This is a genomic window from Variovorax ureilyticus (assembly GCF_037889935.1).
GTDB lineage: Bacteria > Pseudomonadota > Gammaproteobacteria > Burkholderiales > Burkholderiaceae_C > Variovorax > Variovorax ureilyticus.
In genome coordinates this window covers 231,119-254,233 of sequence record NZ_JBBKZU010000011.1, presented here as the reverse complement: position 1 = coordinate 254,233, position 23,115 = coordinate 231,119, and the positions used below count along the sequence as shown (strand labels likewise).

General features: G+C 67.9%; 24 protein-coding genes. 15 read left to right on the top strand and 9 right to left on the bottom strand.

Going from position 1 to position 23,115, the window contains the following annotated elements:
- Positions 1 to 355: NAD(P)(+) transhydrogenase (Re/Si-specific) subunit beta (locus WKW77_RS24205; RefSeq protein WP_340359434.1), on the top strand; the 355-nt coding region annotated here is incomplete at its 5' end.
- 60 nt (positions 356 to 415) lie between these two features.
- On the opposite strand, the gene WKW77_RS24200 is transcribed toward WKW77_RS24205, so the two are convergent.
- Entirely contained in the window at positions 416 to 1,339 is a 924-nt protein-coding gene (locus tag WKW77_RS24200; protein ID WP_340359433.1) for a LysR family transcriptional regulator, read from the bottom strand.
- Positions 1,340 to 1,422: 83 nt separating this feature from the next.
- Between WKW77_RS24200 and WKW77_RS24195 the strand changes: the two genes are divergently transcribed.
- The 4 genes from WKW77_RS24195 to WKW77_RS24180 are packed head-to-tail and all read left to right on the top strand — an operon-like array spanning position 1,423 to position 6,190.
- Positions 1,423 to 2,439: a Bug family tripartite tricarboxylate transporter substrate binding protein gene (locus WKW77_RS24195; RefSeq protein ID WP_340359432.1), complete on the top strand. Its 1,017-nt coding sequence runs from the start codon at positions 1,423 to 1,425 to the stop codon at positions 2,437 to 2,439.
- 19 nt (positions 2,440 to 2,458) lie between these two features.
- The gene (locus WKW77_RS24190) at positions 2,459 to 3,691 is read left to right on the top strand and encodes a Rieske 2Fe-2S domain-containing protein (protein ID WP_340359431.1); all 1,233 of its coding nucleotides are present in this window, start codon (positions 2,459 to 2,461) and stop codon (positions 3,689 to 3,691) included.
- 28 nt (positions 3,692 to 3,719) lie between these two features.
- Positions 3,720 to 5,561 (top strand): putative nucleotidyltransferase substrate binding domain-containing protein, encoded by a 1,842-nt coding sequence (locus tag WKW77_RS24185; protein WP_340359430.1) that lies wholly within the window; start codon positions 3,720 to 3,722, stop codon positions 5,559 to 5,561.
- Complete coding sequence (locus WKW77_RS24180; RefSeq protein WP_340359429.1) at positions 5,558 to 6,190, top strand: 3'-5' exonuclease; 633 nt, start codon at positions 5,558 to 5,560, stop codon at positions 6,188 to 6,190. Before WKW77_RS24185 ends, WKW77_RS24180 begins: the two co-directional genes overlap by 4 nt.
- On the opposite strand, the gene WKW77_RS24175 is transcribed toward WKW77_RS24180, so the two are convergent.
- Both WKW77_RS24175 and WKW77_RS24170 read right to left on the bottom strand, forming a co-directional pair.
- Positions 6,191 to 7,924, bottom strand: a complete 1,734-nt coding sequence (locus WKW77_RS24175; RefSeq protein WP_340359428.1) for a cation acetate symporter — start codon at positions 7,922 to 7,924, stop codon at positions 6,191 to 6,193. It lies immediately after the preceding gene.
- Complete coding sequence (locus WKW77_RS24170; protein ID WP_340359427.1) at positions 7,921 to 8,229, bottom strand: DUF485 domain-containing protein; 309 nt, start codon at positions 8,227 to 8,229, stop codon at positions 7,921 to 7,923. Before WKW77_RS24170 ends, WKW77_RS24175 begins: the two co-directional genes overlap by 4 nt.
- Positions 8,230 to 8,376: 147 nt before the next feature.
- Here WKW77_RS24170 and WKW77_RS24165 point away from each other — a divergent pair, with 147 nt between their 5' ends.
- Positions 8,377 to 8,859 carry a Crp/Fnr family transcriptional regulator gene (locus WKW77_RS24165; RefSeq protein ID WP_340359426.1) on the top strand — a complete coding sequence of 161 codons (483 nt, stop codon included), beginning with the start codon at positions 8,377 to 8,379 and terminating at the stop codon, positions 8,857 to 8,859.
- Between the two features lie 13 nt (positions 8,860 to 8,872).
- On the opposite strand, the gene WKW77_RS24160 is transcribed toward WKW77_RS24165, so the two are convergent.
- The 5 genes from WKW77_RS24160 to WKW77_RS24140 are packed head-to-tail and all read right to left on the bottom strand — an operon-like array spanning position 8,873 to position 14,030.
- Complete coding sequence (locus tag WKW77_RS24160) at positions 8,873 to 9,622, bottom strand: metallophosphoesterase family protein (protein ID WP_340359425.1); 750 nt, start codon at positions 9,620 to 9,622, stop codon at positions 8,873 to 8,875.
- A 35-nt stretch (positions 9,623 to 9,657) separates the two neighbouring features.
- Positions 9,658 to 10,899 carry a type II toxin-antitoxin system HipA family toxin gene (locus tag WKW77_RS24155; protein ID WP_340359424.1) on the bottom strand — a complete coding sequence of 414 codons (1,242 nt, stop codon included), beginning with the start codon at positions 10,897 to 10,899 and terminating at the stop codon, positions 9,658 to 9,660.
- Positions 10,892 to 11,224 (bottom strand): RodZ family helix-turn-helix domain-containing protein, encoded by a 333-nt coding sequence (locus WKW77_RS24150; RefSeq protein WP_340359423.1) that lies wholly within the window; start codon positions 11,222 to 11,224, stop codon positions 10,892 to 10,894. Before WKW77_RS24150 ends, WKW77_RS24155 begins: the two co-directional genes overlap by 8 nt.
- Positions 11,225 to 11,277: 53 nt before the next feature.
- Entirely contained in the window at positions 11,278 to 12,048 is a 771-nt protein-coding gene (locus WKW77_RS24145; protein WP_340359422.1) for a response regulator transcription factor, read from the bottom strand.
- Positions 12,045 to 14,030: a hybrid sensor histidine kinase/response regulator gene (locus tag WKW77_RS24140; RefSeq protein ID WP_340359421.1), complete on the bottom strand. Its 1,986-nt coding sequence runs from the start codon at positions 14,028 to 14,030 to the stop codon at positions 12,045 to 12,047. The genes WKW77_RS24145 and WKW77_RS24140 overlap by 4 nt, the downstream gene beginning before the upstream one ends.
- 183 nt (positions 14,031 to 14,213) lie before the next feature.
- Here WKW77_RS24140 and acs point away from each other — a divergent pair, with 183 nt between their 5' ends.
- Complete coding sequence (gene acs / locus WKW77_RS24135; protein ID WP_340359420.1) at positions 14,214 to 16,205, top strand: acetate--CoA ligase; 1,992 nt, start codon at positions 14,214 to 14,216, stop codon at positions 16,203 to 16,205.
- Here acs and WKW77_RS24130 read toward each other — a convergent pair.
- Positions 16,141 to 16,644 (bottom strand): PPC domain-containing DNA-binding protein, encoded by a 504-nt coding sequence (locus WKW77_RS24130; protein WP_340359419.1) that lies wholly within the window; start codon positions 16,642 to 16,644, stop codon positions 16,141 to 16,143. The two genes, acs and WKW77_RS24130, sit on opposite strands and share 65 nt — an antisense overlap.
- Before the next feature lie 125 nt (positions 16,645 to 16,769).
- On the opposite strand from WKW77_RS24130, the gene WKW77_RS24125 reads away from it, so the two are divergent.
- From WKW77_RS24125 to WKW77_RS24090, 8 genes are all read left to right on the top strand, one after another.
- On the top strand, positions 16,770 to 17,087 hold the full coding sequence (locus WKW77_RS24125) for a hypothetical protein (RefSeq protein WP_340359418.1): 318 nt from the start codon (positions 16,770 to 16,772) through the stop codon (positions 17,085 to 17,087).
- A 28-nt stretch (positions 17,088 to 17,115) separates the two neighbouring features.
- Complete coding sequence (locus tag WKW77_RS24120; protein WP_340359417.1) at positions 17,116 to 17,448, top strand: hypothetical protein; 333 nt, start codon at positions 17,116 to 17,118, stop codon at positions 17,446 to 17,448.
- 38 nt (positions 17,449 to 17,486) lie between these two features.
- Complete coding sequence (locus WKW77_RS24115; RefSeq protein ID WP_340359416.1) at positions 17,487 to 18,524, top strand: TRAP transporter substrate-binding protein; 1,038 nt, start codon at positions 17,487 to 17,489, stop codon at positions 18,522 to 18,524.
- Positions 18,525 to 18,614: 90 nt separating this feature from the next.
- The gene (locus WKW77_RS24110; RefSeq protein ID WP_422823254.1) at positions 18,615 to 19,133 is read left to right on the top strand and encodes a PPC domain-containing DNA-binding protein; all 519 of its coding nucleotides are present in this window, start codon (positions 18,615 to 18,617) and stop codon (positions 19,131 to 19,133) included.
- A gap of 33 nt (positions 19,134 to 19,166) precedes the next feature.
- On the top strand, positions 19,167 to 21,050 hold the full coding sequence (locus WKW77_RS24105; protein WP_340359444.1) for a TRAP transporter large permease: 1,884 nt from the start codon (positions 19,167 to 19,169) through the stop codon (positions 21,048 to 21,050).
- 7 nt (positions 21,051 to 21,057) lie between these two features.
- On the top strand, positions 21,058 to 21,351 hold the full coding sequence (locus WKW77_RS24100) for a YciI family protein (RefSeq protein WP_340359415.1): 294 nt from the start codon (positions 21,058 to 21,060) through the stop codon (positions 21,349 to 21,351).
- Between the two features lie 7 nt (positions 21,352 to 21,358).
- Positions 21,359 to 22,147, top strand: coding sequence for a 2-keto-4-pentenoate hydratase (mhpD, locus tag WKW77_RS24095; RefSeq protein WP_340359414.1), 789 nt, complete (start codon positions 21,359 to 21,361; stop codon positions 22,145 to 22,147).
- A gap of 16 nt (positions 22,148 to 22,163) precedes the next feature.
- Positions 22,164 to 23,111, top strand: coding sequence for an acetaldehyde dehydrogenase (acetylating) (locus tag WKW77_RS24090; RefSeq protein WP_340359413.1), 948 nt, complete (start codon positions 22,164 to 22,166; stop codon positions 23,109 to 23,111).
- The last annotated feature ends 4 nt before the right edge of the window (positions 23,112 to 23,115 follow it).

Below are 23,115 nucleotides of genomic sequence, written 5' to 3'. Positions count from 1 at the left end.
CCCGGTGGCCGGGCGCATGCCGGGGCACATGAACGTGCTGCTGGCCGAAGCCGAGGTGCCCTACGACCAGGTCTTCGAGATGGAAGACATCAACGGCGAGTTCGGCCAGGCGGACGTGGCGATCATCCTGGGGGCCAACGACGTGGTGAACCCGGCGGCGCTGCAGAAGGGCACGCCGATCTACGGCATGCCGATCCTGGAGGCCTACAAGGCCAAGACGGTGATCGTGAACAAGCGCAGCATGGCCGCGGGCTATGCGGGGCTGGACAACGAGCTGTTCTACATGGACAAGACCATGATGGTCTTCGGGGATGCCAAGAAGGTCGTGGAGGACATGGCCAAGGCGATCGAATAGTCCCGGGAGTACTCGGCTCGCCGCCGCGATCCAGGCCAGCCCCGAGACGGCCCTTGTCGTTCATTCCGTGAGCCCTTGTGCGCGCCCCATGCGCACCAGTGCCTCCTTGAGCCACATGACCGCCTCGTCCGCATTCGAGCGGGCGTCCCAGCACACATAGAGGCTGTAGCTCGGCAGCTCGAACGGCAGCGGCATCGATTCGAGCTCTGCCGCGTAGCGCTCGGCCACGCGCTTCGGAAAGACGGCCATCGCGTCGGTGCTGGCCAGCAGGTCCGCCATCTGGCCGAAGGTCGTGACCGCGGCCTGCACATGGCGTGCGCGTCCCTGCCGGGCGAGGATCTGGTCCATCGTGTCGTCGAGCACCGAGCGGCTTTGCCCCAGCACCACATGCGGCGCGGCGCAGAAGGCATCGATGCTCATGCCGTCCGCGAAGCCCGGGTGGCCACGCCGCACCACCGCGATATAGGCGTCTTCGTAGAGCAGTTCCGTCTCCACTCCGGCGGCCGGCGCCATCTTCGGCAGCAGGCCGATGTCGATGTCGCCCTTGCGCAGTTGCTCGGGCATGCGGCTGTAGTCGGCCAGTTCCCACGCGAGGCGGATGCGCGAGCCGCGGGCATGCAGGTCGCGGCAGAGCCCGGGCAGCATCGTGTGGCTGCTGTGGTCGCTGCCGCCGATGCGCAGGATGCGGTCCGAGGTCGCCGGGTCGAACGCGCGGTCCGCATGCAGCAGTTGCTGTAGTTCCTGCAGCACCGCTTCGACGCGCGGCGCGAGCGCGAGCGCACGCGGGGTCGGCACCACGCCGTGCGCGGTCCGGGTGAAAAGCGGGTCGTCGAAGGTCTCGCGCAACCGCTTGAGGGATGCGCTCACCGCCGGCTGGCTCAAAAAGAGTCGCGAGGCTGCGCGCGACACGCTGCGCTCCCTCAGCAAGGCATCGAAGGTCCGCAGCATCGCGAGATCGACGCCGCGGATATCAGGGCGGCCCATATCAGTTATCCAAATGTTCGAATTGCTTCTCGTGGCGCGGACTTCTATCGTACGCGGACCTTACAAGAACCCAGGAGACAAGCATGTCCGCTCGCCCCCACGATGGCGGCTTCTGCGCGCGCCGGCGCAACTGCATCACCGGCCTGGCGACGCTCGCCCTCGCCGGCGCGATGCCCGCCGCATTTGCCCAGCAGGCTTCGACGAATTTCCCCAACCGGGTCGTGCGCATCATCCCGTTCGGCACCGCCGGCGGGCCGATCGACGTGATCGCGCGGGTCTACGCCGACAAGCTCCAGCAGCGCTGGGGCCAGAGCGTGATCGTCGAACCCAAGCCCGGCGCGAGCGGCATCATCGCGAGCGATGCGGTCGCGAAAGCGCCGCCGGACGGGCACACCGTGCTCTTCACGCTGCCGCTCACGCACATCAACAACGCGATCCTCCAGCCGAAGCTGCCCTACGACCCGGTGAAGGACTTCGAGCCGATCTCGCAGCTCGCGAGCGGCGGCCCGATGCTGGTGGCGCGCGCCGACGCACCCTATTCCAATCTCAAGGAATTCGTCGCCTATGCCAAGGCGCACCCCGGTCTCACCTACGGCACCTGGGGCAACGGCTCGCAGGCGCACCTGATGGGAGAGTTGCTCAAGCGACAGTCCGGCCTCTCGCTCACGCATGTGGCCTACAAGTCCGAATCCGCGGCGCACAACGACATGATCGGCGGCATGCTCGACTTCGCCTGGGCGAATCCGTCCACCGCGCGCGTGCAGTCGCAGGCCGGGAAGATGAAGGTGATCGGCATCGCGGGCAGCCGCCGCGTCTCGACGCTGCCGAACGTGCCGACCTTCGCCGACCAGGGTTTCGCGGGCTTCGACCTCGACAGCTGGATCGGCGTCTATGCGCCCGCGAAGACCCCGCCGGCAGTCATCGAGCAATGGAACCAGGCGCTGCGCGAAATCACGCGCATGCCCGAGGTGCAGAGCCGCCTCGTCGCCTTCGGCTTCGAGCCGCTGGGCAATACACCGGCGCAGTTCCGGGCCAGCTACCAGGCGGACTTCCCGCGGGTGGCCGAGCTGATCAAGGCTGCCGGCGTCACCGCCGAATGAACCACCAGGAACCCCGATGATGAATCCCTCGACCGCAGAGACCGCCGAAAAGAAGGTCATCCCGATCACCGTCGACACCGGCACCGCCTACGGCCGCAAGCCCGGCGTGCACAACCCGCTGCTGACCGAAGTCGGCGCCGGCACGCCCATGGGCGAACTGCTGCGCCGCTACTGGCACCCGGTCGGCCTCAGCGCCGACGCCGGCGACCCGCCGCGGCAAGTGCGCGTGCTGGGCGAAGACCTGATCCTCTTCCGCGACGGCACCGGGCGCCCGGGCCTCGTGCATCCGAACTGCGCGCACCGCGGTGCGTCGCTCTACTACGGCAAGGTGGAAGAACGCGGCATCCGCTGCTGCTATCACGGCTGGCTTTTCGACGTCGAAGGCCATTGCGTCGAGCAACCCTGCGAAGCCGAGATGGGCAAGTCGCGCGGCCGGGTGCGCCAGCCCTGGTATCCGGTGCAGGAGCTCTATGGCCTCATCTGGGCCTACATGGGCCCGCCCGAGAAGAAACCGGTGCTGCCGCGCTACGACGCGCTGGAGCGGCTCGGCGAAGGCGAGTTCCTCGAAACCAACGACGCGAGCATCGGCGGCGGCGGCCCGCAGATCGTTCCTTGCAACTGGCTGCAGCACTACGAGAACCTGGTCGATCCCTTTCACGTGGTCGTGCTGCACTCCACCTTCAGCGGCACGCAGTTCGTCGAGCAGATGGCGACCATGCCCGAGGTGACCTGGGACACCGTCGAACTCGGCGTGCGCACCACCTCGATCCGCCATCTTCCGGACGGCAAGGTCTTCCGCCGCGTCAGCCAGGCCGGCGTGCCGACCTTGCGCGTGATCCCCAGCCCGCGCGTGGGCAAGTACGGCCGGCTCGAATCGCTCGGCTGGGTGCTGCCGATCGACGATCACAGCTTCCGCATCCACGTGGTCGGCCGCGTGAGTTCGGAAGGCGAACTCACCCGCATGCGCTCGCGCATGAACGGCCGGCTGTGGGAGGAACTCACCGAGGCCGAGCACCAGCGCATGCCCGGCGACTACGAGGCGATGGTGAGCCAGGGCGCGATCGCGAAGCACTCGGAGGAGCACCTCGCGACCTCCGACCGCGGCATCGTCATGCTGCGGCGCTACCTCAAGGCGCAACTGGAGCGCATCGAGCGCGGGGAAGACCCGGCGGGCGTGTCCTTCGATCCGGACGCGCCGCCGGTGGAATTCGACGCGGGCAACTGGCTCGAGGAACCCGCGAAGGGTTCCTGATCCGGGCATCCCGCGCTATCGTGCGCGGATGCCCAACGCCTTCAACTTCCAGGCGTCGCCCTTCGATTGCCTCGCCGCCGAAGAGCAGCAGATCGTCCGCGCCGGGGTCGACATCGCCTACTTCCGCGAGGGCGATGCGATCCTCGATGCGGGCATCCCACCGACGCACCTCTTCGTGGTCATCAAGGGCTTCGTGCGCCAGTACGAACTGGGTGGCGCCGAGCCGGTCGCGGGCTTCGGGCCCAATGACACCTTCGATGGACGCAGCCTGCTGACCGGGCAGGTCGCGGGCCGCTTCGTGGCGGCGGAAGAGGTGCTGGCCTACCAGCTCTCGCGCGAAGTGGTGAACGGGCTGATCGCGCGCAATGCGACCTTCGGCGCGCGGCTTTTCTCCGATCTTTCGAACAAGCTGGCGGCGATCGCGGGCCAGCGCGGCCGGCATGAGCTGCAGTCGCTGGAGCTTGCGCGCGTCGATGCGATCGCGGTTCGCGCGCCTCATTTCGTCGCCGCAGACTGCGACGTGCTCTCGGTCGTGCGGCTCTTCCAGTCGGAGCGTGCGACCAACGTGCTGGTGCGCGACGAGCGTGCCGATCCGCCGCGCCTCGGCATCTTCACCGTGACCGCCTTGCAGCGCGCCGTGCTGCACGGCACGCCGCTCGACCGGCTGCCGGTCGGCGAAGTCGCGAGCTTCGGCCTGGTCAGCGTGCGCGCGGGCGACCCGGTGGGCGACGCGCTCACGGTCATGGTGCGGCACAAGGTGCATCGCGTGGTGGTGATGGCGGACGAGGGCGGCGAGCGGGTGATCGGCGTGCTGGAGGCGATGGACCTCTTCAGCTTCCTCGCGAACCACTCGTACCTCATCAACCGCGAGATCGCCGAGGCGCGCGACCTTGCGGCGCTCGGACAGGCCTGCGAACACATCACGCGGCTCATCGACCTGCTGCACCGGGGCGGCACGCGGGTCGGGCAGATCGCCACGCTGGTGCAGGCACTCAACGCCAAGCTGTTCGAGCGCACGTGGCAACTCGTCGCACCGGCGGAGCTGGTGGCCAACAGCTGCCTCATCGTGATGGGCAGCGAAGGCCGTGGCGAGCAGCTGCTCAAGACCGACCAGGACAACGGCCTGCTGCTGCGCGACGGCTACACACCGCCCGGCGACCTCGATGCGATCTGCGCGCGCATGACGCAGGCGCTGGTGGACTTCGGCTATCCGCCCTGCCCCGGCGGAGTGATGCTGTCGAACCCGCTCTGGCGCGGCAGCGTACGCGAGTTCGCGCAACGCGCGCAAGACTGGCTGCTGCAGCCCGACGGCGACAAGCTCATGTCGCTCGCGATCTTCCTCGATGCGCATGCGGTCTGCGGCGATGCCGCGCTGCTCGCGGGCGTGCGCGAACGCCTGTTCGCGATCGCCACCGACAACCAGCCCATGCTCGCGCGCTTCGCCTCGGCGGTCGATGCCTTCGCGGCCGACACGGGCTGGTGGTCTCGCATCCTCGACTTCGGCGACGACGTGGAGCGCAGTCTCGACATCAAGAAGCAGGGCCTGTTCCCGCTGGTGCACGGGGTGCGAAGCCTCGCGCTGGCGGCGCACCTGCCGGATACGTCGACCGCCGCACGCCTGCAGGCGCTGGCCGCACGCGGGCAGATCGAACGCACGCTGGCCGACGAGGTGCTGCAGAGCCTGCACTTCTTCATGAACCTGCGTCTCGCCGCGGGACTGGAAGAGCTCGAAGCGGGCAAGACGGTGAGCGGCCGGGTCGATCCCGCCAAGCTCAACAGTCTCGACCGCGATCTGCTCAAGGACACGCTGCAGGTCGTCAAGCGCTTCCGCCGCACGCTGCGGCAGCGATTTCACCTGGACGCGGTGTGAGTGGCCCGTTCGCGGAGATCAAGCGCCGGTGGCTGCTCTACCACCTGGGCGACCCGCGCTTCGGCTTCATGTGGGATGCGCCGCCGCCCGATGAATGGGTGGCCCTCGACTGCGAGACCACCGGGCTCGACGTGCGCCGCGACGAGATCGTCGCCATCGCGGCCGTGCGAATCCGCGGCAACCGCGTGCTGTGCAGCGAGCGGCTGGAACTGCTGGTCAGGCCCGAACGCCGCGCCCTGTCGGCCGACAGCGTTCGCGTGCATGGACTGCGCGAGCGCGACGTGGCGAAGGGCATCGCGATGGACGATGCGCTGAAGCAGTTGATGACCTTCATCGGCAGCCGGCCGCTGGTCGGCTACTACCTCGAATTCGACGTCGCGATGATCGACCGCGCCCTCTTCCCGATGCTCGGCATGGGCCTGCCGCAGCCGAAGATCGAGGTCTCGGCCCTCTACTACGAATACAAGAACCGCCAGCGCCCGGTGCACGAGCGTGGCGGTGACATGGACCTGCGCTTCGCGACCATCATGGCCGACCTGGCACTGCCGCAGCGGCCGGCGCACGATGCGCTCAACGATGCGGTGATGGCTGCGCTGGCTTTTCTCAAGCTGCGCAGCCTCGCCGCCTGATCAGTGCGCGGAAGCCGCCGACGCTCCCAGCCCGGTCTCCGATCGCACCTGCTGCGCCGGGAACGCCGCCCTCTCCTTCTGCGCCTGCTTGCTGCGGTCCATCAGCGAGAAGATCCAGATGCCGGCGAAGGCAATGACCATCGAGAAGAGGGCCGGCGATGCGTACGGGAACAGTGCCGAGCCCTTCGGATTGCCCAGCGTCGCTTCCCACACCGAGGGCGACACGATGGTCAGCGCCACCGACGAGATCAGGCCGAGCGATCCGCCGATCACCGCGCCGCGCGTGGTGCAGTCCTTCCAGAGCACCGACATGAACAGCACCGGGAAGTTGGCCGACGCCGCGATCGCGAAAGCCAGCGACACCATGAAGGCGATGTTCTGCTTCTCGAAGGCGATGCCCAGCAGCACCGCGACGACGCCGAGCGCGAGCGTGGTGATGCGCGAGACCTTCAGCTCCGCGCGGCTGTCGGCCTGGCCCTTCTTGATCAACGTGGCGTACACGTCGTGCGACACGGCCGAGGCGCCCGAGAGCGTGAGGCCCGCCACCACCGCGAGGATGGTCGCGAAGGCCACCGCCGAGATGAAGCCGTAGAACACGTTGCCGCCCACCGACTTGGCGACCAGCACCGCCGCCATGTTGGCCGCGCCGGCGCCGCCCTTGATGTTGCCGGTCGCGACATCGGCGAATTCGGGGTTGGTCAGCACCAGCGTGATCGCGCCGAAGCCGATGATGAAGATCAGAAGGTAGAAGTAGCCGATCCAGGTGGTGGCCCAGAACACCGACTTGCGCGCTTCCTTGGCATCGGGCACGGTGAAGAAGCGCATCAGGATGTGCGGCAGGCCGGCGGTGCCGAACATCAGCGCCATGCCGAACGAGATGGCCGAGATCGGGTCCTTCACGAAGCCGCCGGGGCCCATGATCGACAGGCCGATCGCCGACGCCTCCGCCGGGCTCTTGCCGCCGTTGGCCGCGATCTGCGTGCGCACTTCCACCGACTTGGCGAACAGCGCCTCGGGGCTGAAGCCGAAGGCCGCGAGCACCATGATCGCCATGAAGGTCACGCCCGCGAGCAACAACACCGCCTTGATGATCTGCACCCAGGTGGTGGCCGTCATGCCGCCGAAGAGCACGTAGATCATCATCAGCGCGCCGACGATGACGACTGCGACCCAGTAGTCCAGCCCGAAGAGCAGCTTGATGAGCTGCCCCGCGCCCACCATCTGCGCGATGAGGTAGAAGGCCACCACCACCAGCGTGCCCGAGGCGGCGAAGCCGCGGATCGGTCCCTGCTTGAATCGGTAGCCCGCAACGTCCGCGAAGGTGAACTTGCCGAGGTTGCGCAGCCGTTCCGCCATCAGGAAGGTGATGATCGGCCAGCCCACCAGGAAGCCGATCGAATAGATCAGGCCGTCGTAGCCGGTCGCCATCACCGCGGCGGAAATGCCGAGGAAGGACGCCGCCGACATGTAGTCGCCGGCGATCGCGAGACCGTTCTGGAAGCCGGTGATGCCACCGCCCGCCGTGTAGAAATCGGCGGCGGACTTGGTACGCGACGCGGCCCACTTGGTGATCCACAGCGTGAGCAGCACGAAGCCGGAGAACATGCCGATCGCGATCCAGTTGGTCGGCTGCTTGGCGACCTGGCCGACATCGCCGCCCGCGGCGAACGCCAGACCGGCCACACCCGCAAGGGCGACCGCTACCGCTGCGCGTGAAAGTGCGTGGTGTTTCATCGCGTCGCCTCCTGGAGGATCTCGCGCGTCAGCCGATCGAACTCGCCGTTGGCGCGGCGGATGTAGAAGGCCGTGATCGCGATGGTGAAGACGATCACGCCGAGCCCGATCGGAATGCCGATGGTCGTCACGCCGCTGCCCACGGGCTGGGCGAGAAAGGGTTTGTTGAAGGCAATCAGCGCGATGTAGCCGTAGTACACGATCAACATCAGCACGGTCAGCCACACGCCGAAGCGGTTGCGCTTGCTGCGCAGTTCGCGGTACTTGGCGCTGGCCTGGATCTTTTCCACCACGGGTTCGCTCATCGTCGGTCTCCTGATTGGGGTTCGAAACGATTCTGCGAGGCACTCATCCGGCGCGGTGGGCGGTGCAATCATTCGTCACATTGGGTCGCACCGGTGCAGCATTGCGGCGCACTTGCGGGCGGCACGGCCCTTGCCTGTCACTCGCACATGGACGAACTGCTGCACCACACCGCCGGGCTGCCGGAGATCACGCTCACGCCGGGCGACACGGTCGTGCGGGAGGGCGAAGCGGGCGGAGCGCTGTGGGTGCTCGTCTCGGGTGTGCTCGAAGTCAGCAAGGCCGGCACGGCAATCAATTCCATCAGCAAGCCGGGCGCCGCGATCGGCGAGATTTCGCTGTTGCTGGATTCGCCCATCAGCGCCACCGTGGTGGCGGGCACGACGTGCATCCTCCGCCATGCGAGCGATGGCCGCGCCTTTCTCATGAGCGATCCGGCCGTGATGCGCGCGGTCGCACGCGGCCTGGCCGAGCGACTGCACTTCGTCACGACCTATCTCGCGGACCTGAAGAACCAGTACGGGGATTCGCCGGGCCTCGCGATGGTCTCGCACGTGCTCGGCCAGCTCGCGCATCGGCAGGGGCCGGCGGCGCAGCCCGGCTCGGCGCGGGAGCCGCATCCGGACTATTGAACCCCGAGGATCGTCAGAAAACCGACCGTGCCGGTGCGCATTCCGCACCAAGCTGGAGCGCTTCCTCGCCCATCAATGAATGCCACGACGCGGTGCCTTCGTCGAGATCGATCACGATGTGCGCCGGCACCGGCCCGATCTGCCGGCCGGGATTGAAGACCCAGGTGGTGCCGATGCGGTCTGCCCACGCGCCTGTGGGCTTGAACGGCGGCTCGTGCACATGGCCGGTGAGCACAAAGTCGGGCTGATATTGCGCGATCCAGCCAGCCACGTCGGCATCGCCGTAGTGGCGCTTGCCGGTCCAGCAGGTGGGCGAGCCCATGGGCGGCCAGTGATAGATCCACACCCAGCGCGCAGGACGGCGTTGCGCGTCGGCCGCCAGTTGCGCTTCGAGCGTGGCACGGCCGGCAGGGCCGTCCCACCACGGGCAGACGGTGACGAGCGTGTCGCCCAGCATCAGCGAATCGCCGTCGATCGCGATGCCGGCGCGGCGGCTCTCCGGCAGCCAGAGGGCGGCGCGCTCCCCGTGCGGGTCGGCACCGGTGAGGTCGTGATTTCCCGAAGCCACCACCAGCGACCTGCCCGGATTCGCGAGGGAGAAGTACCGCAGGAGCACCAGCGATTGCGTGTCGAGCGACACCGGCGAACTCACATCCATGTGGTCACCCGCGAGCACCACCAGGTCGTAGTCCGGCGCCGCGCTCACCACCCAGTCGAGCTGGCGCAGCGCGTAATGAAGATCTGAGACGAGCAGGATTCGCAAGGCGTTTCAGTGCTGCGGCGGCGGAGTGCGCATTGTCAGCGCTGGAAGCCCATGGCGGTCGATTTCTGCGCGCCGGTCCTCTCGTTGTCGAGATACTGAGAGAGCATGTCCGTGTCGGTCGCAGTGACGCCGCAAGCCTTGAACTCGCGATGCCAGCCGCCGACCACCATGGCGATCTCGCGCGCGATGGCCTTCGCCTCGCGCAACTTGAGCCCGAAAGCGCCGACGTTCGAGAGCGCGTTGTCGAGGGTCGATAAAGTGCCTTCGCGGCCGATCGCCATGGCTTGGTAGCCGAGCCCGCTCATGCTGGGAACGATGTCGAATGCGGGAGACAGCGACCAGCTTCCGTCGGGCTCGCGCAGCAGCGCATGGTTCTTCTCGTGGTCGTCGGTGTTGTCCATGAAGACATTGAAGACCATGCGTCGAAACAACTGCGCCTGCTGGCGCGCGATGTCGTCGGGCCGCGCCATGCGGCGCATCTGCTGCGCCAGTTGCGGATAGCCGTATTCCTCGCCCACGGCGCGCAATACCACGTGGGCCGAGATCGCATGGCGGCGTATGCCAGGGGCGCGATCGAAGCGGCGCACCGCGATCGCATGCCGATCACCCACCCGCAGCGCCCGTGTCGGCGCGACCTCGATGCCGCAGCGGGCGGCCAGCGACATGCAGGCGTGCTCGATGAGTGGCGTGTCTTCGGGCTCGCCCTCTCCAAACTTGACCAGCCAGGGATGTCCATCGATTTCGACAACGGACTTCGGTCGTGCGCCACCGAGCGAGACACCAGGACGCAAGAATCGCTCCTCGATCTTTCCGACGGGTTCATTGGCGATGATCTTGCGAATCACCTCCTGCATCGCCGGAAGGTCGCCAAGCGTGGGCATCGGCGATGCGGGCCAAGGCTCGTAGCTGTGCGCCTGCTGGCTCACCCCGAGCGCGCCATAGCGGTCGTCACCGGCGAACAGCAGGTATTCGAGCAGCGACATCCGCGACGAGCGCTCGAATTTGCGGATGACGCGCTCGCCCCATCGATCCGGGCGGGCGTCATCGACGGCGCCGACGGCCTCCTGCTTCTGCGACGGCATGAAGAGTTCATCGACAAGCGGAAGGTCCTCGCTGAGCGCAAAGCCGCGAGTACGCCACGGCTCCGAATATCTGAGCGCCACGCCTTGCCCGCCAAGGACGAGCGAAATCTCGCCCACGAGAACAGGGTGCCGCGGGTCGGCGAGCATCCAGAGGCTCAGGGCCTCCTTCGGCACATAGGGTGATCGCTCAGACATGGCCCACCTTCCTTGCTCCGCGACGGGACGCCGCCTGAACCTCGTTCTCCAGCGCCGCGAGGTCCTGCCTTGGCTCCGCAAGGGCGGCGAGTGCCTCGTGTCGCTGGATCATCCAGAGTGCTGTCGCATAGACGCCGGCGGAGACGGCGGGGTCGCCTTTTTCGAGCTTGACCAGCGTGGGCACCGAGACGTTCAACCGGAGTGCCCAGTTTCGGAGCGATTGCTTGCGCCGCTTGCGCGCCAGCGCGAGATCCGCGCCGAGGCGGCTCAGGGCGGCCGTCGCGGCCGATGGAAGGTTGTCGAGCGCATCCGAACGTCGTGGCATGAAACTATTTTTTCACACAATCCTCAAATTCAGAAAAAATAGTTTCATCCTTGTCACTCCCAACTCACATCCGCCGCAAACAGGTACCCCGCCCCATACACCGTCTTGATCACCGCCGGATCGTGCGGATCGGCCTCGATCTTCCGCCGCAGCCGCGAAATCCGCACATCGATGCTGCGGTCGGTCGGCGCGAGGTCGCGCGAGCCGGTGAGCTGTTCGCGGGTGAGGATCTGGTGCGGCCGCTCGATGAACGCGCGCAGCACCTGCATCTCGGCCGTTCCGACCTGGTGTTCGGCGCCGTCGGGCGCGCGCAGCAGATTGGCCCCGCAATCGACGCGCCATCCCAGGAAGCTCGCGTAGCGCCGCTTGCCCGGCGGCTGCCCCGGCGCGAGGCCGCGCCGGCGCAGGATGCTGCGCACGCGCGCCACCAGTTCGCGCGCCTCGAAGGGCTTCACCACGTAGTCGTCGCCGCCCATCTCCAGACCCATCACCCGGTCGGCCGGATGGCCGCGCCCGGTGAGAATCAGCACGCCCGAATTCGACGCGGCGGTGATGCGCCGCATGAGGTCGAAGCCATCCATGTCGGGCAGGCCCAGATCGATGATGCACAGGTCGGGCTTCTCGATTTGAAGCCTTCGCAGCGCCGCGGCACCGCTGCCGAAGGTCTCGCAGTTGAAGCCGTATTCCTGCAAGGCCGAGAGCACCAGGCGCGCGACGCCGGTGTCGTCCTCGATGACGAAGACCAGCGCGCGCGTGCCCGCTTCCTCGCCCCCGGCACGATGCACCGTGCCGGTGCCGGCGTGCTGCTGCTCTTTTTCGCTCATGACGGTGTTCCCTCTTCGATGGCGCGGCCGAGTTGTTCCGAGGTGAAGGGCTTGGTCAAGAGTGGAATGCCCGCAAGCCTCGGCAGGTCGCCGGGCGCATTGCCGCTCATGAGGACCACGGCGCCGGCCTTCCCCTGCGTGCGCGCCGCCTGCGCGACCGCGCTTCCGTCGATCTCGCCGCCCAGCACCACGTCCGACAGCAGGAGCGTGATGCCCGGCGTGTTGGCCAGGAGCTTCAGGGCTTCGGCGCCGCTGTCCGCTTCGAGCACCACGTAGCCGAGTTCGAGCAGGCTGCGCCGGATCGCGCGGCGTACCTGCGCGTCGTCGTCCACCAGCAGCGCGAGTCCCCGGTCGGCCGCGCGCGGCACGCCTGTGCCGGCTTCGTCGGGCCCCGCATCGGGCGCAGGCGGCTCCGCGGCGGGCAGCCAGACGGTCACCGTGGTGCCGCGCCCCGGCGCGCTGCGCACGTCGATCGCGCCGCCCGACTGCTTGATGAAGCCGTACACCACGGCCATGCCGAGTCCGGTGCCGCGGCCCGGCGCCTTGGTGGTGAAGAAAGGTTCGAACAGATGCGCGAGCGTGTACTCGTCCATGCCGCTGCCGGTGTCCTCGACTTCGATTCGCACGCAGTCGCCTGCCGACAGTTGCAGGGGCGCAGCCACGGTTGCATCGATGTGCGCTGCGCGCGCACGCAGCGAGATGCGACCGTCCGCGCCGCAGGCATCGCGCGCATTGAGCACCAGGTTGAGCAGCGCCTGTTCGAGCAGGGTGGCGTCGATCCATGTCCAGAGTGCCGCATCGCCCACGTCCACGTCGAGGCGCAGCGTCTCCGGCAGCGACCGGCGCACCAGCCGCGCCACCGTCTCGACCAGCGCGCCGACATGCACCGCCGCCGCCTGCAGCGGCTGCCGCCGCGCGAAGCTCAGGAGGCCGCGCACGAGATCCGCGCCGCGCCGCGCGGCTTCGAGCGCCGGCTCTACGTACTCGGGCAGCGCGGGGTCGGCGGGCCGTTCGTCGGCGAGCGCCGCGAGGTTGCCGATCACCACCGTCAGGATGTTGTTGAAGTCGTGCGCCAGGCCGCCGGTCAGGTGGCCCAGCGATTCGAGCTTGTGCGCGCGCGCCAGCAGCGCCTGCGAGCGCTTCTCCTCGGTGATGTCGAAGGTGAGCTCGAAGCAGCCGGCCACGCTGCCATCGGGCCCGTGATCGGGAACCAGCGAGGTCCGCACCGCGCGCCGCTGGCCTTCGTGCGTGAAGAGCTCGTATTCGAAGCTGCGCGTCTCCCCGGCCAGCGCGCGCAGAACGTGCGGCTTGACGACCGCATACACCGACTCGCCCAAAAAGCGCTTCGCGCTCGCGCATTCGGGCCGCGCGGTGTCGACGAGGAACCAGTCCCGGTAACCCCGGTTGAGGTATTCGTACACGCGCCGGCGGTCGAAGTAGGCCACCAGGGCGGGTATCGAATCCATGATGAGGCGCATCCGCTCCTCGCTGCGCTGGAGCGCGCTGGTCCGCGCCGCGACGCGCGCTTCGAGCTCGGCGGCGTGGTCGCGAATGATCCGCTCGGCGCGGCGCTGCTCGGTCACGTCCAGATACAAGGTGACGAAGCCGTGGCCCGGGACCGGTTCGCCGCGGATGCGCAGCACGCGTCCGTCGGGCCGCACCCGCTCGATCTCGTGCGTGGCGAAGGTGCGCGCGGCGGCGACCCGCTCGGCCACCAGCGCATCGGGATCGCCGGGACCGTATTCGCCGCGGCGGGCGTTGTAGCCGATGAAGCTCTCGAACGGCGCGCCCAGGTAGACCATCTCCTCGGGAAAGTCGAGCAGTCGCACGTAGGCCTTGTTCCAGGCCACCAGACGAAGGTCCCGGTCGAAGATCGACAGGCCCTGGTCGAGCAGGTCGAGACCGGTCTGCAGGGTCAGGTAGCGCTCCAGCGGCGCCGGCGCGGGTGCCGCCGCTGCCCGGCTGCTGCAAACATTCGTCATGTTCTTGTGTGTCTCCTGAAAAGTTCGTGGGCGATCCTTCAGCCACCCATTCTTGAGTACGAGACCCAAGGCAAGCATGACACGCGTCAAACCTCGCGCAAAGAGCCCGGGCGGAAACCCGGCCGGTGCCGGGGCCTGGGCGCGGCTGGCCTGCCAGGGTCGATCACACCTTCAGGAGCCGACATGACGACCGCCACGCCAGCGACAACTTCCGCTTCCACCGCCCTTTACGCGCCCGACGAAGCCCTCGTCCGCAGCGCCCACGTGTCCGGCCGCGAGGCCTACGACCGGCTGGTGGCCGAAGCCGATGCGGACCACGAGGCCTACTGGGCCCGGCTCGCCCGCGAATACCTGGACTGGAAGCAGCCCTTCACCCAGGTGCTCGACAGCAGCCAGGCGCCGTTCTTCCGGTGGTTCGGCGACGGCACGCTGAACGCCTCCTACAACTGCCTGGACCGGAACATCGAGCGCGGCCTCGGCAAGAAGACCGCGCTGATCTTCGAAGCCGACGACGGCCAGGTCACCCACGTGAGCTACAGCGACCTGCTGGAGCGCGTCTGCCGCACCGCCAATGCGCTGAAGTCGCTCGGCGTGAAGAAGGGCGACCGGGTGGTCATCTACATCGCGATGTCGATCGACGGCGTGGTGGCGATGCAGGCCTGCGCGCGCATCGGCGCGATCCATTCGGTGGTGTTCGGCGGCTTCTCGGCGCAGGCTCTGCGCGACCGCATCGCCGACACCGGCGCGGTGCTGGTCATCACCGCCGACCAGCAGGCGCGCGGCGGCAAGCACCTGCCCCTGAAGGCGATCGTCGACGAGGCACTGATGCTCGGCGGCTGCGACAGCGTGCGCAACGTGCTGGTGGCGCGACGCACCGGCGGGGCGGTGCCCTTCCAGGCCCCGCGCGACCTGTGGCTGGCCGACATCGTCGCTGCGCAGAGCGTGAGCTGCGAGCCCGAGTGGGTGGAGGCGGAGCACCCGCTCTTCCTGCTCTACACCTCCGGCTCCACCGGCAAGCCCAAGGGCGTGCAGCACTCGACCGGCGGCTACCTGCTGCACGCGGCGCTGACCTGCCACTGGACCTTCGACCTGCGGCCCGAGGATGTCTTCTGGTGCACCGCCGACATCGGCTGGGTCACCGGCCATAGCTACATCACCTACGGGCCGCTGGCGCTCGGCGCAACGCAGGTCGTGTTCGAGGGCGTGCCCACGTATCCGGACGCCGGCCGCTTCTGGAAGATGATCCAGGACCATCACGTGACGGTTTTCTACACGGCACCGACCGCGATCCGCTCGCTCATCAAGGCCGCCGAAAGCAACCCGGCGGTGCACCCCTCGCGCTACGACCTGTCGAGCCTGCGCATCCTCGGTTCGGTGGGCGAGCCGATCAATCCGGCCGCCTGGGAGTGGTATCACGAGCACGTCGGCGGCCGCCGCTGTCCGATTGTCGATACCTTTTGGCAGACTGAAACGGGTGGCCACATGATCACGCCGCTGCCGGGCGTCACGCCGCTGGTGCCGGGTTCCTGCACCCTGCCCTTCCCCGGCATCGCCGCCGCGGTGGTCGACGAGACCGGACAGGAAATGCCCTGGGGCGAAGGCGGCATGCTGGTCGTCAAGCGCCCGTGGCCCTCGATGATCCGCACCATCTGGAACGATCCCGACCGCTTCAAGAAAAGTTACTTCCCCGATGAATTCCAGGGCCGCTACTACCTCGCGGGCGACGGCGCGATTCGCGACGCGAAGACCGGCTACTTCACGATCACCGGCCGCATCGACGACGTGCTGAACGTCAGCGGCCACCGCATGGGCACGATGGAGATCGAGTCCGCGCTGGTCGGCAAGACCGACCTCGTGGCCGAAGCCGCCGTGGTCGGCCGGCCCGACGACACCACCGGCGAGGCGATCTGCGCCTTCGTGGTGCTCAAGCGCAACCGGCCGCAGGGTGAAGACGCCAAGAAGATCGCGGCAGAACTGCGCGACTGGGTCGCGAAGGAAATCGGCCCGATCGCCAAGCCGAAGGACATCCGCTTCGGCGACAACCTGCCCAAGACCCGCAGCGGCAAGATCATGCGCCGCCTGCTGCGCAGCGTGGCGGCCGGCGAGGCGATCAAGCAGGACATCTCGACGCTGGAGAACCCGGCGATCCTGGAGCAACTCGGCCAGACGTACTGACGCCGCACAGGTCGAGCACGTTCGCACCGGTGCGCCCGTCGGTCCGCCGCTCCAGGCGGTGCGGGTGCAGCGTGATCGTCAGTTCCATCGATCCGGTGCCGACTTCCAGCGCGAGCAGGTGCCCGCCGTAGGCCGCGAAGCTGCTGTCGCAGGCCACCGCGTGCAGGTGGGGCAAGGGCTCGCCGTCCTTCCAGGCAAGGCTTCCGACGAGGCTGCCGATCTCCACGTTCTCGAAGCGGCGCGGGTCGAACCTGCGCTGCTGCGCATCCCAGAAGCCGAAGGTCGCATGCCCGAAGCCGAGGCCGACGAGGCTCGCGCTCGGGATGTCCATCCCCCGCATCAAGCCGGTCAGGTGCGCGAACACATCGTCGCCCTGCCTGAGCACCATGAGATAGCCGCTGTCGGTGCGGATGAAGCGCGTCGCGTCGGTGGCGGTCATTCGATGTCCCCTCGGGCGGAAAGTCTGATATCTCGTTTCGAGTCTATGACGCGAAGGCACGGTTTCCTACTCTTGCGCCATCGCGCCGCAGGGGTTGCGGCACGTAAACCGAACAGGAGACAGCGATGCCTTTGTTTCTCAATGAAGTCTGGCTCGGGGACATCAAGCCCGAGGTGATGGAGGAGGCGGTGGCCTTCTTCGGCAACCTGAGCGTCGGCACCAAGCCCGACAACCTTCCGCCCGACCTGCGCATGGTCGCAGGGCCGTGGCTCTCGGCGGAGGAAGCGAAGGTGATGTTCATCTTCGAGATCGACGACCCCTCGACGATGTTCGACGCCTACGCCGAACGCGTGGTCAGCGGCCTCTTCGCGCGGCGCAAGCTCACCCTGCTCTCGGGCTGGGACCAGATGAAGGCCTACACCGATCGCGTGGCGGCCGCCTGAATTCACGAACCCTCCAGGAGACACCGAGATGCCCAAATTTTTCAATGAAGTGTGGCTGCGCGACATGTCGCCACGGACGATGCAAGGCGTCGTCGATTTCCTCGGCAAGCTGCGCGTCGGCGTGCGGCCGCACAACCTGCCCGGCGACCTGAAGCTGCTGGCGGGCCCATGGCTGTCGAACGAGGAGGCGAAGGTGTACTTCGTCTTCGAGATCGACGACCCGACCGAGACCTTCGAGGCCTTCGCCGAGCGGGTGGCGGACGGGCTCTTCCTCAAGCGGCGGCTGACGCTGATCCAGGACTGGGACGGGGCGAGGAGCTTCTCGAAGTACCTCAGCAACCGCAAGACGGCGACGGCCTGACCCGCAAGAACACAAGACAGACCCACAGGAGACAAATCATGCGTGGATTCGACAGAGGGCGCCGCCAGGTGCTCGGGCGGGGTGTTGCCATCGCGGCGGCCTCGGCGGCCCCGGCCCTGATGCTGTCCACCCCGGCGCGGGCCGCGGGGCAGACCTTCAACTACAAGCTCGGCATCGCGCTGGCGCCGAGCCATCCGACCACCGCGAACCTCACCGCGGCGGCCGCGGAGATCGGGCGCGCATCCAATGGCCGGCTGAACATCCAGGTGTTCCCCAACAGCCAGCTCGGCAGCGACACCGACATGATCTCGCAGGTGCGCTCCGGCGCGATCGACTTCGTGAGCACCGCGGGCCTTATCTGGGGCACGCTGGTGCCAGCGGCCTCGATCAGCGGCGTCGGGTTCGCGTTCCCGAGCTACGACCATGTGTGGAAGGCCATGGACGGCGAGCTCGGCGCGCACATCCGCGCCGCTTTCGCCAAGGTCAACCTGATGCCGCAGTCGAAGATCTGGGACCACGGCTTCCGGCAGGTGACCAGCAGCAGCCGGCAGATCCAGTCGCCGCAGGACCTGAGCGGCTTCAAGATCCGCGTGCCGCTGAGCCCGGCGCTCACCTCGCTGTTCAAGGCATTCGGCGCCGCGCCCGCCGGCATCAACATGGCCGAGACCTACACCGCGCTGCAGACCCGCGTGGTCGACGGCCAGGAGAACCCGCTGACCATCCTCGAGACGCAGCGGCTCTACGAGGTGCAGAAGTACTGCTCGTTGACCTCGCATGTGTGGGACGGCTTCTGGCTGGTCGGCAACCTGCGCACCTGGAACGCGCTGCCCGAGGACCTGCGCCAGATCGCGTCCACCACCTTCGATGCGTACGCGGTCAAGCAGCGCCAGGCGGTGGCCGCGCTCAACACGCGCCTGCGCGACGAGCTCAAGGGCCGCGGCATGGTCTTCAACCAGCCCGAGCTGGACGGCTTCCGCGCCTTCCTGAGCAAGGCCGGCTTCTACAAGGACTGGCAGAAGAAGTTCCCGGCCGAGACCTGGGCGCTGCTCGAGAAGTACGCGGGCACGCTCGCGTAGCCCTCCCCTTTCCCAACCCGTGATCGACGGTCCCCGGCCCCGCGCCGGGGATCGCGGCCGAACTCACCCAACGATTCTTCAGGAGACATCATGAAAACGCTCGCTCGACTCGCCACACTCGGCGCATTGACACTGGCCATGACGGCGTTCTCGCAGGGCACTGCGGCGCAGGACCTCAAGGGCAAGTACATGAAGACGCCCACCGGCTACCTCATGGTCCTTCGCCACGGCGACAACGTGCTGCAGAGCCTGGAGCAGCTCGCGCAGGCCGAGAAGATCCCGAGCGCCAGCTTCGTCGGCATCGGCTTCATGTCCGAGGCGACCTTCGGCTTCTACGACTTCGCCCGCAAGCAGTTCGACCCCAAGACCTTCCGCAATGTCGAGATGGCCAGCATGACGGGCTCCATCGCGTGGAAGGAGGGCAAGCCTTCGATCCATGCGCATGGCACCGTGACGGACGGCACCTTCAACGGCGCGGGCGGGCACCTGCTGGGCCTCACGGTCGGCACGGGCTCCTGCGAGGTCACGATCGTCGTGAACCCCGAGCGGCTGGAGCGCTTCGTCGATCCGGAGATCCAGGCCAACGTCCTCGGCCTGCCGCAGCATTGAAGGAGGTGCGCCATGTCTACGCATGCGGTCGGGATGCATCGACAGCACGTCGATCCGCCTGAAGCGGCCACGCGCGCAAGCGCGCCGCAGCGGGCTCTCCAGTGCGCCGACAAGGCGCTGGGGATGCTCTGCGAAGTGCCGGCGGCCCTGCTGGTCGTCGCGGAAATCGTGGTGCTCTTCAGCGGCGTGGTCAGCCGTTATCTGCTGCACAGCCCGCTGGTGTGGGTCGACGAGCTGGCCTCGCTGCTCTTCATCTGGCTCATCATGTTCGGCGCTGCAGTGGCCTTCCGCCGCGGCAACCACATGCGCATGACCGCGCTGGTGGACAAGGCGGACCCGGGCCTGCGCGGCTTCCTCGAAGCGGTGGCCACGGTCGCCGCGATGACCTGGCTGGCGCTGGTGGCCCATCCGGCCTTCGAGTTCGCGAGCGAAGAGGCGATGGTCACCCTGCCCGCGCTCGACATCTCCAACGCGTGGCGCGCAGCCGCGTTGCCGGTCGGCATCGGGCTCATCCTGCTCACGAGCGTGGTGCGTCTTCTGGGGACGTCGAGCCGGCGCATGGCGCTGGCCGCCGTGATCGCCTGCGGCGCGGTGGTCGCCGGACTGGTGCTGCTGCAACCGGTGCTCCAGGGGCTGGGCAACGCGAACCTGCTGGTGTTCTTCGTGCTGGGCGTCGGGCTGCTGGTCTTCACCGGCGTGCCGATCGCGTTCTCGTTCGGGCTCGCGACCTTCGGCTATCTCGCGCTGACCACCTCGACGCCGACGATGGTGATCGTCGGGCGCATGGACGAGGGCATGTCGCATCTGATCCTGCTGTCGGTGCCGCTCTTCGTGTTCCTCGGGGTGCTGATCGAGATGACCTCGATGGCGCGGGCGATGGTGCAGTTCCTCGCCAACCTGCTGGGACATGTGCGCGGCGGGCTCTCGTACGTGCTGATCGGTGCGATGTACCTCGTGTCGGGGATCTCGGGTTCCAAGGCGGCCGATATGGCGGCGGTGGCGCCGGTGCTCTTCCCCGAGATGAAGGAGCGCGGCGCGGAGGACGGCGAGATGGTCGCGCTGCTGTCGGCCACCGGCGCGCAGACCGAGACCATTCCGCCGAGCCTGGTCCTGATCACGATCGGCTCGGTCATGGGCATCTCGATCGCCGACCTGTTCACCGGCGGACTGCTGCCCGGCGTGGTGCTCGCCGCGATGCTCGGGCTGGTGGTCTGGTGGCGCGCGCGCAAGGCGGGCCGGCCTTCGGGCGCGCGGGTCGACTGGGGTGTCGTCGGCAAGAGTTTCGTCGTGGCGCTGCCTGCGCTGGCGCTGCCCTTCGTGATCCGCGCGGCGGTGGTCGAAGGCGTCGCGACCGCGACCGAGGTCTCGACCATCGGCATCGTCTACACGGTGCTGGCGGGCCTGCTGATCTACCGGAAGCTCGACCTGCGGCGCGTGTGGCCCGCGCTGGTGGAGACCGCGGCCCTCTCCGGCGCGATCCTGCTGATCATCGGCACCGCGACCGGCATGGCCTGGGCGCTCACGCAGTCGGGCTTCTCGAGCGACCTCGCCGCCGCGATGGCGAAGCTGCCCGGCGGCGCGGCAGGCTTCATGGCGGTCTCGATCCTCGCCTTCGTCCTGCTGGGCAGCGTGCTCGAAGGCATCCCGGCGATCGTGCTGTTCGGGCCGCTCCTGTTCCCGATCGCGCGGCAGCTCGGCATCCACGACGTGCACTACGCGATGGTCGTCGTGCTCGCGATGGGCATCGGCCTTTTCGCACCGCCCTTCGGCGTGGGCTACTACGCGGCCTGCGCCATCAGCCGCACCAGCCCGAGCGAGGGCGTGCGCCACATCGGGCTCTACATGGCCTCGCTCTTCATCGGCACGGTGCTGGTGGCGGCGGTGCCGTGGATCTCCATCGGCTTTCTCAACAGGTAACTCCATCATGAAATTCACAGCCTTCGTCGAATACCACCAGGAACCCGAGCGCATCGCCGAGGCGCGTCCCGCGCACCGGGCCTATCTGCAGGACCTGCTGCAACAGGGCCGGCTCGTGCTGGCCGGCCCCTTTGCCGACGGCAGCGGCGCCCTCTTCGTCTACGACGTTCCCAACGAGGACGAGGCCACGAAGCTGGCCGCCAACGATCCGTTCGCCAAGGCTTCGCTGTTCCGCCGGATCGTGATGAAGCCGTGGACACCGGTCTTCGCGAATCCTCTTCACCTGACGCCCGCGCTCTGAGGCTCGCATGGACACGAAAACGATCGAACGACTGGCCGGTGCGCTGCGCACCGCCGACCGGGAAGGCCGGCCGATTCCGCCCCTGCGCGAGGAACTGGCCGCGATGGGCGAAGCCGGCGCGTACGCGGTGCAGGACTTCAACACCGCGTTCCACCTCGAAACGGGGCGGCGGCTCACCGGCCGCAAGATCGGGCTGACCTCGAAGTCGGTGCAGCAGCAACTCGGCGTGGACGCGCCTGACTTCGGCATGCTCTTCGCCGACATGGAGCTCGGTCCCGACGAGGAGATCGCGGCCGGCCGCGTGCTGCAGCCCAAGGTGGAAGCGGAAGTGGCCGTGGTGCTGGAACGCGACCTGAAAGGCGAACGGATCACGCTGTCGCAGCTGATCTCGGCGGTTGCCTACGTGCTTCCGGCGGTGGAGATCGTGGGCAGCCGCATCCACAACTGGGACATCCGGCTGCTGGACACCATCGCGGACAACGCGTCGTCGGGCCTCTACGCGCTGGGCACCCGGCCGGTGAAGCTCGCCGACGTGGACCTGCGCACCTGCGGGATGCTCATGGAGCGCAAGGGCGAGATCGTCTCGCTGGGCGTCGGCGCCGCCTGCCTGGGCCATCCGCTCAACGCCGCACTTTGGCTGGCCCGCAAGATGGCCGAGGTCGGCCGCCCGCTGCAAGCCGGCGACGTGATCATGACCGGGGCGCTCGGCCCGATGGTCGCGATCGCGCCCGGCGACGTCATCGACACCACCATCGCCGGACTGGGCGCCGTGAGAACGGCCTTCGCGCCGGCCTGAACACGAGGAGCATTCAATGTCCAACAGGAAGATCAAGGCCGCGATCATCGGCAGCGGCAACATCGGCACCGATCTCATGATCAAGATCCTGCGGCACGGCCGGCATGTGGAGCTGGCGGCGATGGTCGGGATCGATCCGGCCTCCGAAGGCCTCGCCAGGGCCGAGCGCCTGGGCGTGGCGACCACGCACGAAGGCGTCGAAGGGCTCGCGCGGCTCGCGGCCTTCGAGGAGGTGGAGATCGTGTTCGACGCCACCAGCGCATCTGCGCATGTGCTCAACGACCGGTTCCTGCGCGAGCGCAAGCCCGAACTGCGCATGGTGGACCTGACGCCCGCCGCCATCGGCCCGTACTGCGTGCCGGTGGTCAACGGCGACGATTGCCTCGACGCGCTGAACGTGAACATGGTCACCTGCGGCGGGCAGGCCACGATCCCGATCGTGGCCGCGGTCTCCCGCGTGGCGAGGGTGCGCTATGCGGAAATCGTCGCGAGCATCTCCAGCCGCTCGGCCGGCCCCGGCACGCGGGCCAACATCGACGAATTCACCGAGACCACCTCGAAGGCGATCCAGACCGTGGGCGGCGCCGAATGCGGCAAGGCCATCATCGTGCTCAACCCGGCGGAGCCGCCGCTGATGATGCGCGATACGGTCTACACGCTCAGCGAGACCGCGAGCGAGTCGCGCATCGCCGATTCGGTGAAGGAGATGGTCGCCGCGGTACAGCGCTACGTGCCAGGCTACCGGCTCAAGCAGGACGTGCAGTTCGACCGCGTGCAGGGCCTGAACATTCCCGGCATCGGGCATGTCGACGGCCTCAAGACCACGGTCCTGCTGGAGGTGGAAGGCGCGGCCCACTACCTGCCCTCCTACGCCGGCAACCTCGACATCATGACCAGCGCGGCCCTGTCGACCGCCGAACGCATCGCGCAACGCATGGCCGAGACCACGGCCGCCGCCTACTAGAGGA

What these genes read in the sequence shown, in the direction of transcription:
- WKW77_RS24200 (WP_340359433.1), bottom strand. Translation starts at nt 1,339, where the DNA reads ATGGGCCGCCCTGATATCCGCGGCGTCGATCTCGCGATGCTGCGGACC.
- WKW77_RS24195 (WP_340359432.1), top strand. Translation starts at nt 1,423, where the DNA reads ATGTCCGCTCGCCCCCACGATGGCGGCTTCTGCGCGCGCCGGCGCAAC.
- WKW77_RS24190 (WP_340359431.1), top strand. Translation starts at nt 2,459, where the DNA reads ATGAATCCCTCGACCGCAGAGACCGCCGAAAAGAAGGTCATCCCGATC.
- WKW77_RS24185 (WP_340359430.1), top strand. Translation starts at nt 3,720, where the DNA reads ATGCCCAACGCCTTCAACTTCCAGGCGTCGCCCTTCGATTGCCTCGCC.
- WKW77_RS24175 (WP_340359428.1), bottom strand. Translation starts at nt 7,924, where the DNA reads ATGAAACACCACGCACTTTCACGCGCAGCGGTAGCGGTCGCCCTTGCG.
- WKW77_RS24170 (WP_340359427.1), bottom strand. Translation starts at nt 8,229, where the DNA reads ATGAGCGAACCCGTGGTGGAAAAGATCCAGGCCAGCGCCAAGTACCGC.
- WKW77_RS24165 (WP_340359426.1), top strand. Translation starts at nt 8,377, where the DNA reads ATGGACGAACTGCTGCACCACACCGCCGGGCTGCCGGAGATCACGCTC.
- WKW77_RS24155 (WP_340359424.1), bottom strand. Translation starts at nt 10,899, where the DNA reads ATGTCTGAGCGATCACCCTATGTGCCGAAGGAGGCCCTGAGCCTCTGG.
- WKW77_RS24150 (WP_340359423.1), bottom strand. Translation starts at nt 11,224, where the DNA reads ATGCCACGACGTTCGGATGCGCTCGACAACCTTCCATCGGCCGCGACG.
- WKW77_RS24145 (WP_340359422.1), bottom strand. Translation starts at nt 12,048, where the DNA reads ATGAGCGAAAAAGAGCAGCAGCACGCCGGCACCGGCACGGTGCATCGT.
- WKW77_RS24140 (WP_340359421.1), bottom strand. Translation starts at nt 14,030, where the DNA reads ATGACGAATGTTTGCAGCAGCCGGGCAGCGGCGGCACCCGCGCCGGCG.
- acs (WP_340359420.1), top strand. Translation starts at nt 14,214, where the DNA reads ATGACGACCGCCACGCCAGCGACAACTTCCGCTTCCACCGCCCTTTAC.
- WKW77_RS24130 (WP_340359419.1), bottom strand. Translation starts at nt 16,644, where the DNA reads ATGACCGCCACCGACGCGACGCGCTTCATCCGCACCGACAGCGGCTAT.
- WKW77_RS24125 (WP_340359418.1), top strand. Translation starts at nt 16,770, where the DNA reads ATGCCTTTGTTTCTCAATGAAGTCTGGCTCGGGGACATCAAGCCCGAG.
- WKW77_RS24120 (WP_340359417.1), top strand. Translation starts at nt 17,116, where the DNA reads ATGCCCAAATTTTTCAATGAAGTGTGGCTGCGCGACATGTCGCCACGG.
- WKW77_RS24115 (WP_340359416.1), top strand. Translation starts at nt 17,487, where the DNA reads ATGCGTGGATTCGACAGAGGGCGCCGCCAGGTGCTCGGGCGGGGTGTT.
- WKW77_RS24110 (WP_422823254.1), top strand. Translation starts at nt 18,615, where the DNA reads ATGAAAACGCTCGCTCGACTCGCCACACTCGGCGCATTGACACTGGCC.
- WKW77_RS24105 (WP_340359444.1), top strand. Translation starts at nt 19,167, where the DNA reads ATGCATCGACAGCACGTCGATCCGCCTGAAGCGGCCACGCGCGCAAGC.
- WKW77_RS24100 (WP_340359415.1), top strand. Translation starts at nt 21,058, where the DNA reads ATGAAATTCACAGCCTTCGTCGAATACCACCAGGAACCCGAGCGCATC.
- mhpD (WP_340359414.1), top strand. Translation starts at nt 21,359, where the DNA reads ATGGACACGAAAACGATCGAACGACTGGCCGGTGCGCTGCGCACCGCC.
- WKW77_RS24090 (WP_340359413.1), top strand. Translation starts at nt 22,164, where the DNA reads ATGTCCAACAGGAAGATCAAGGCCGCGATCATCGGCAGCGGCAACATC.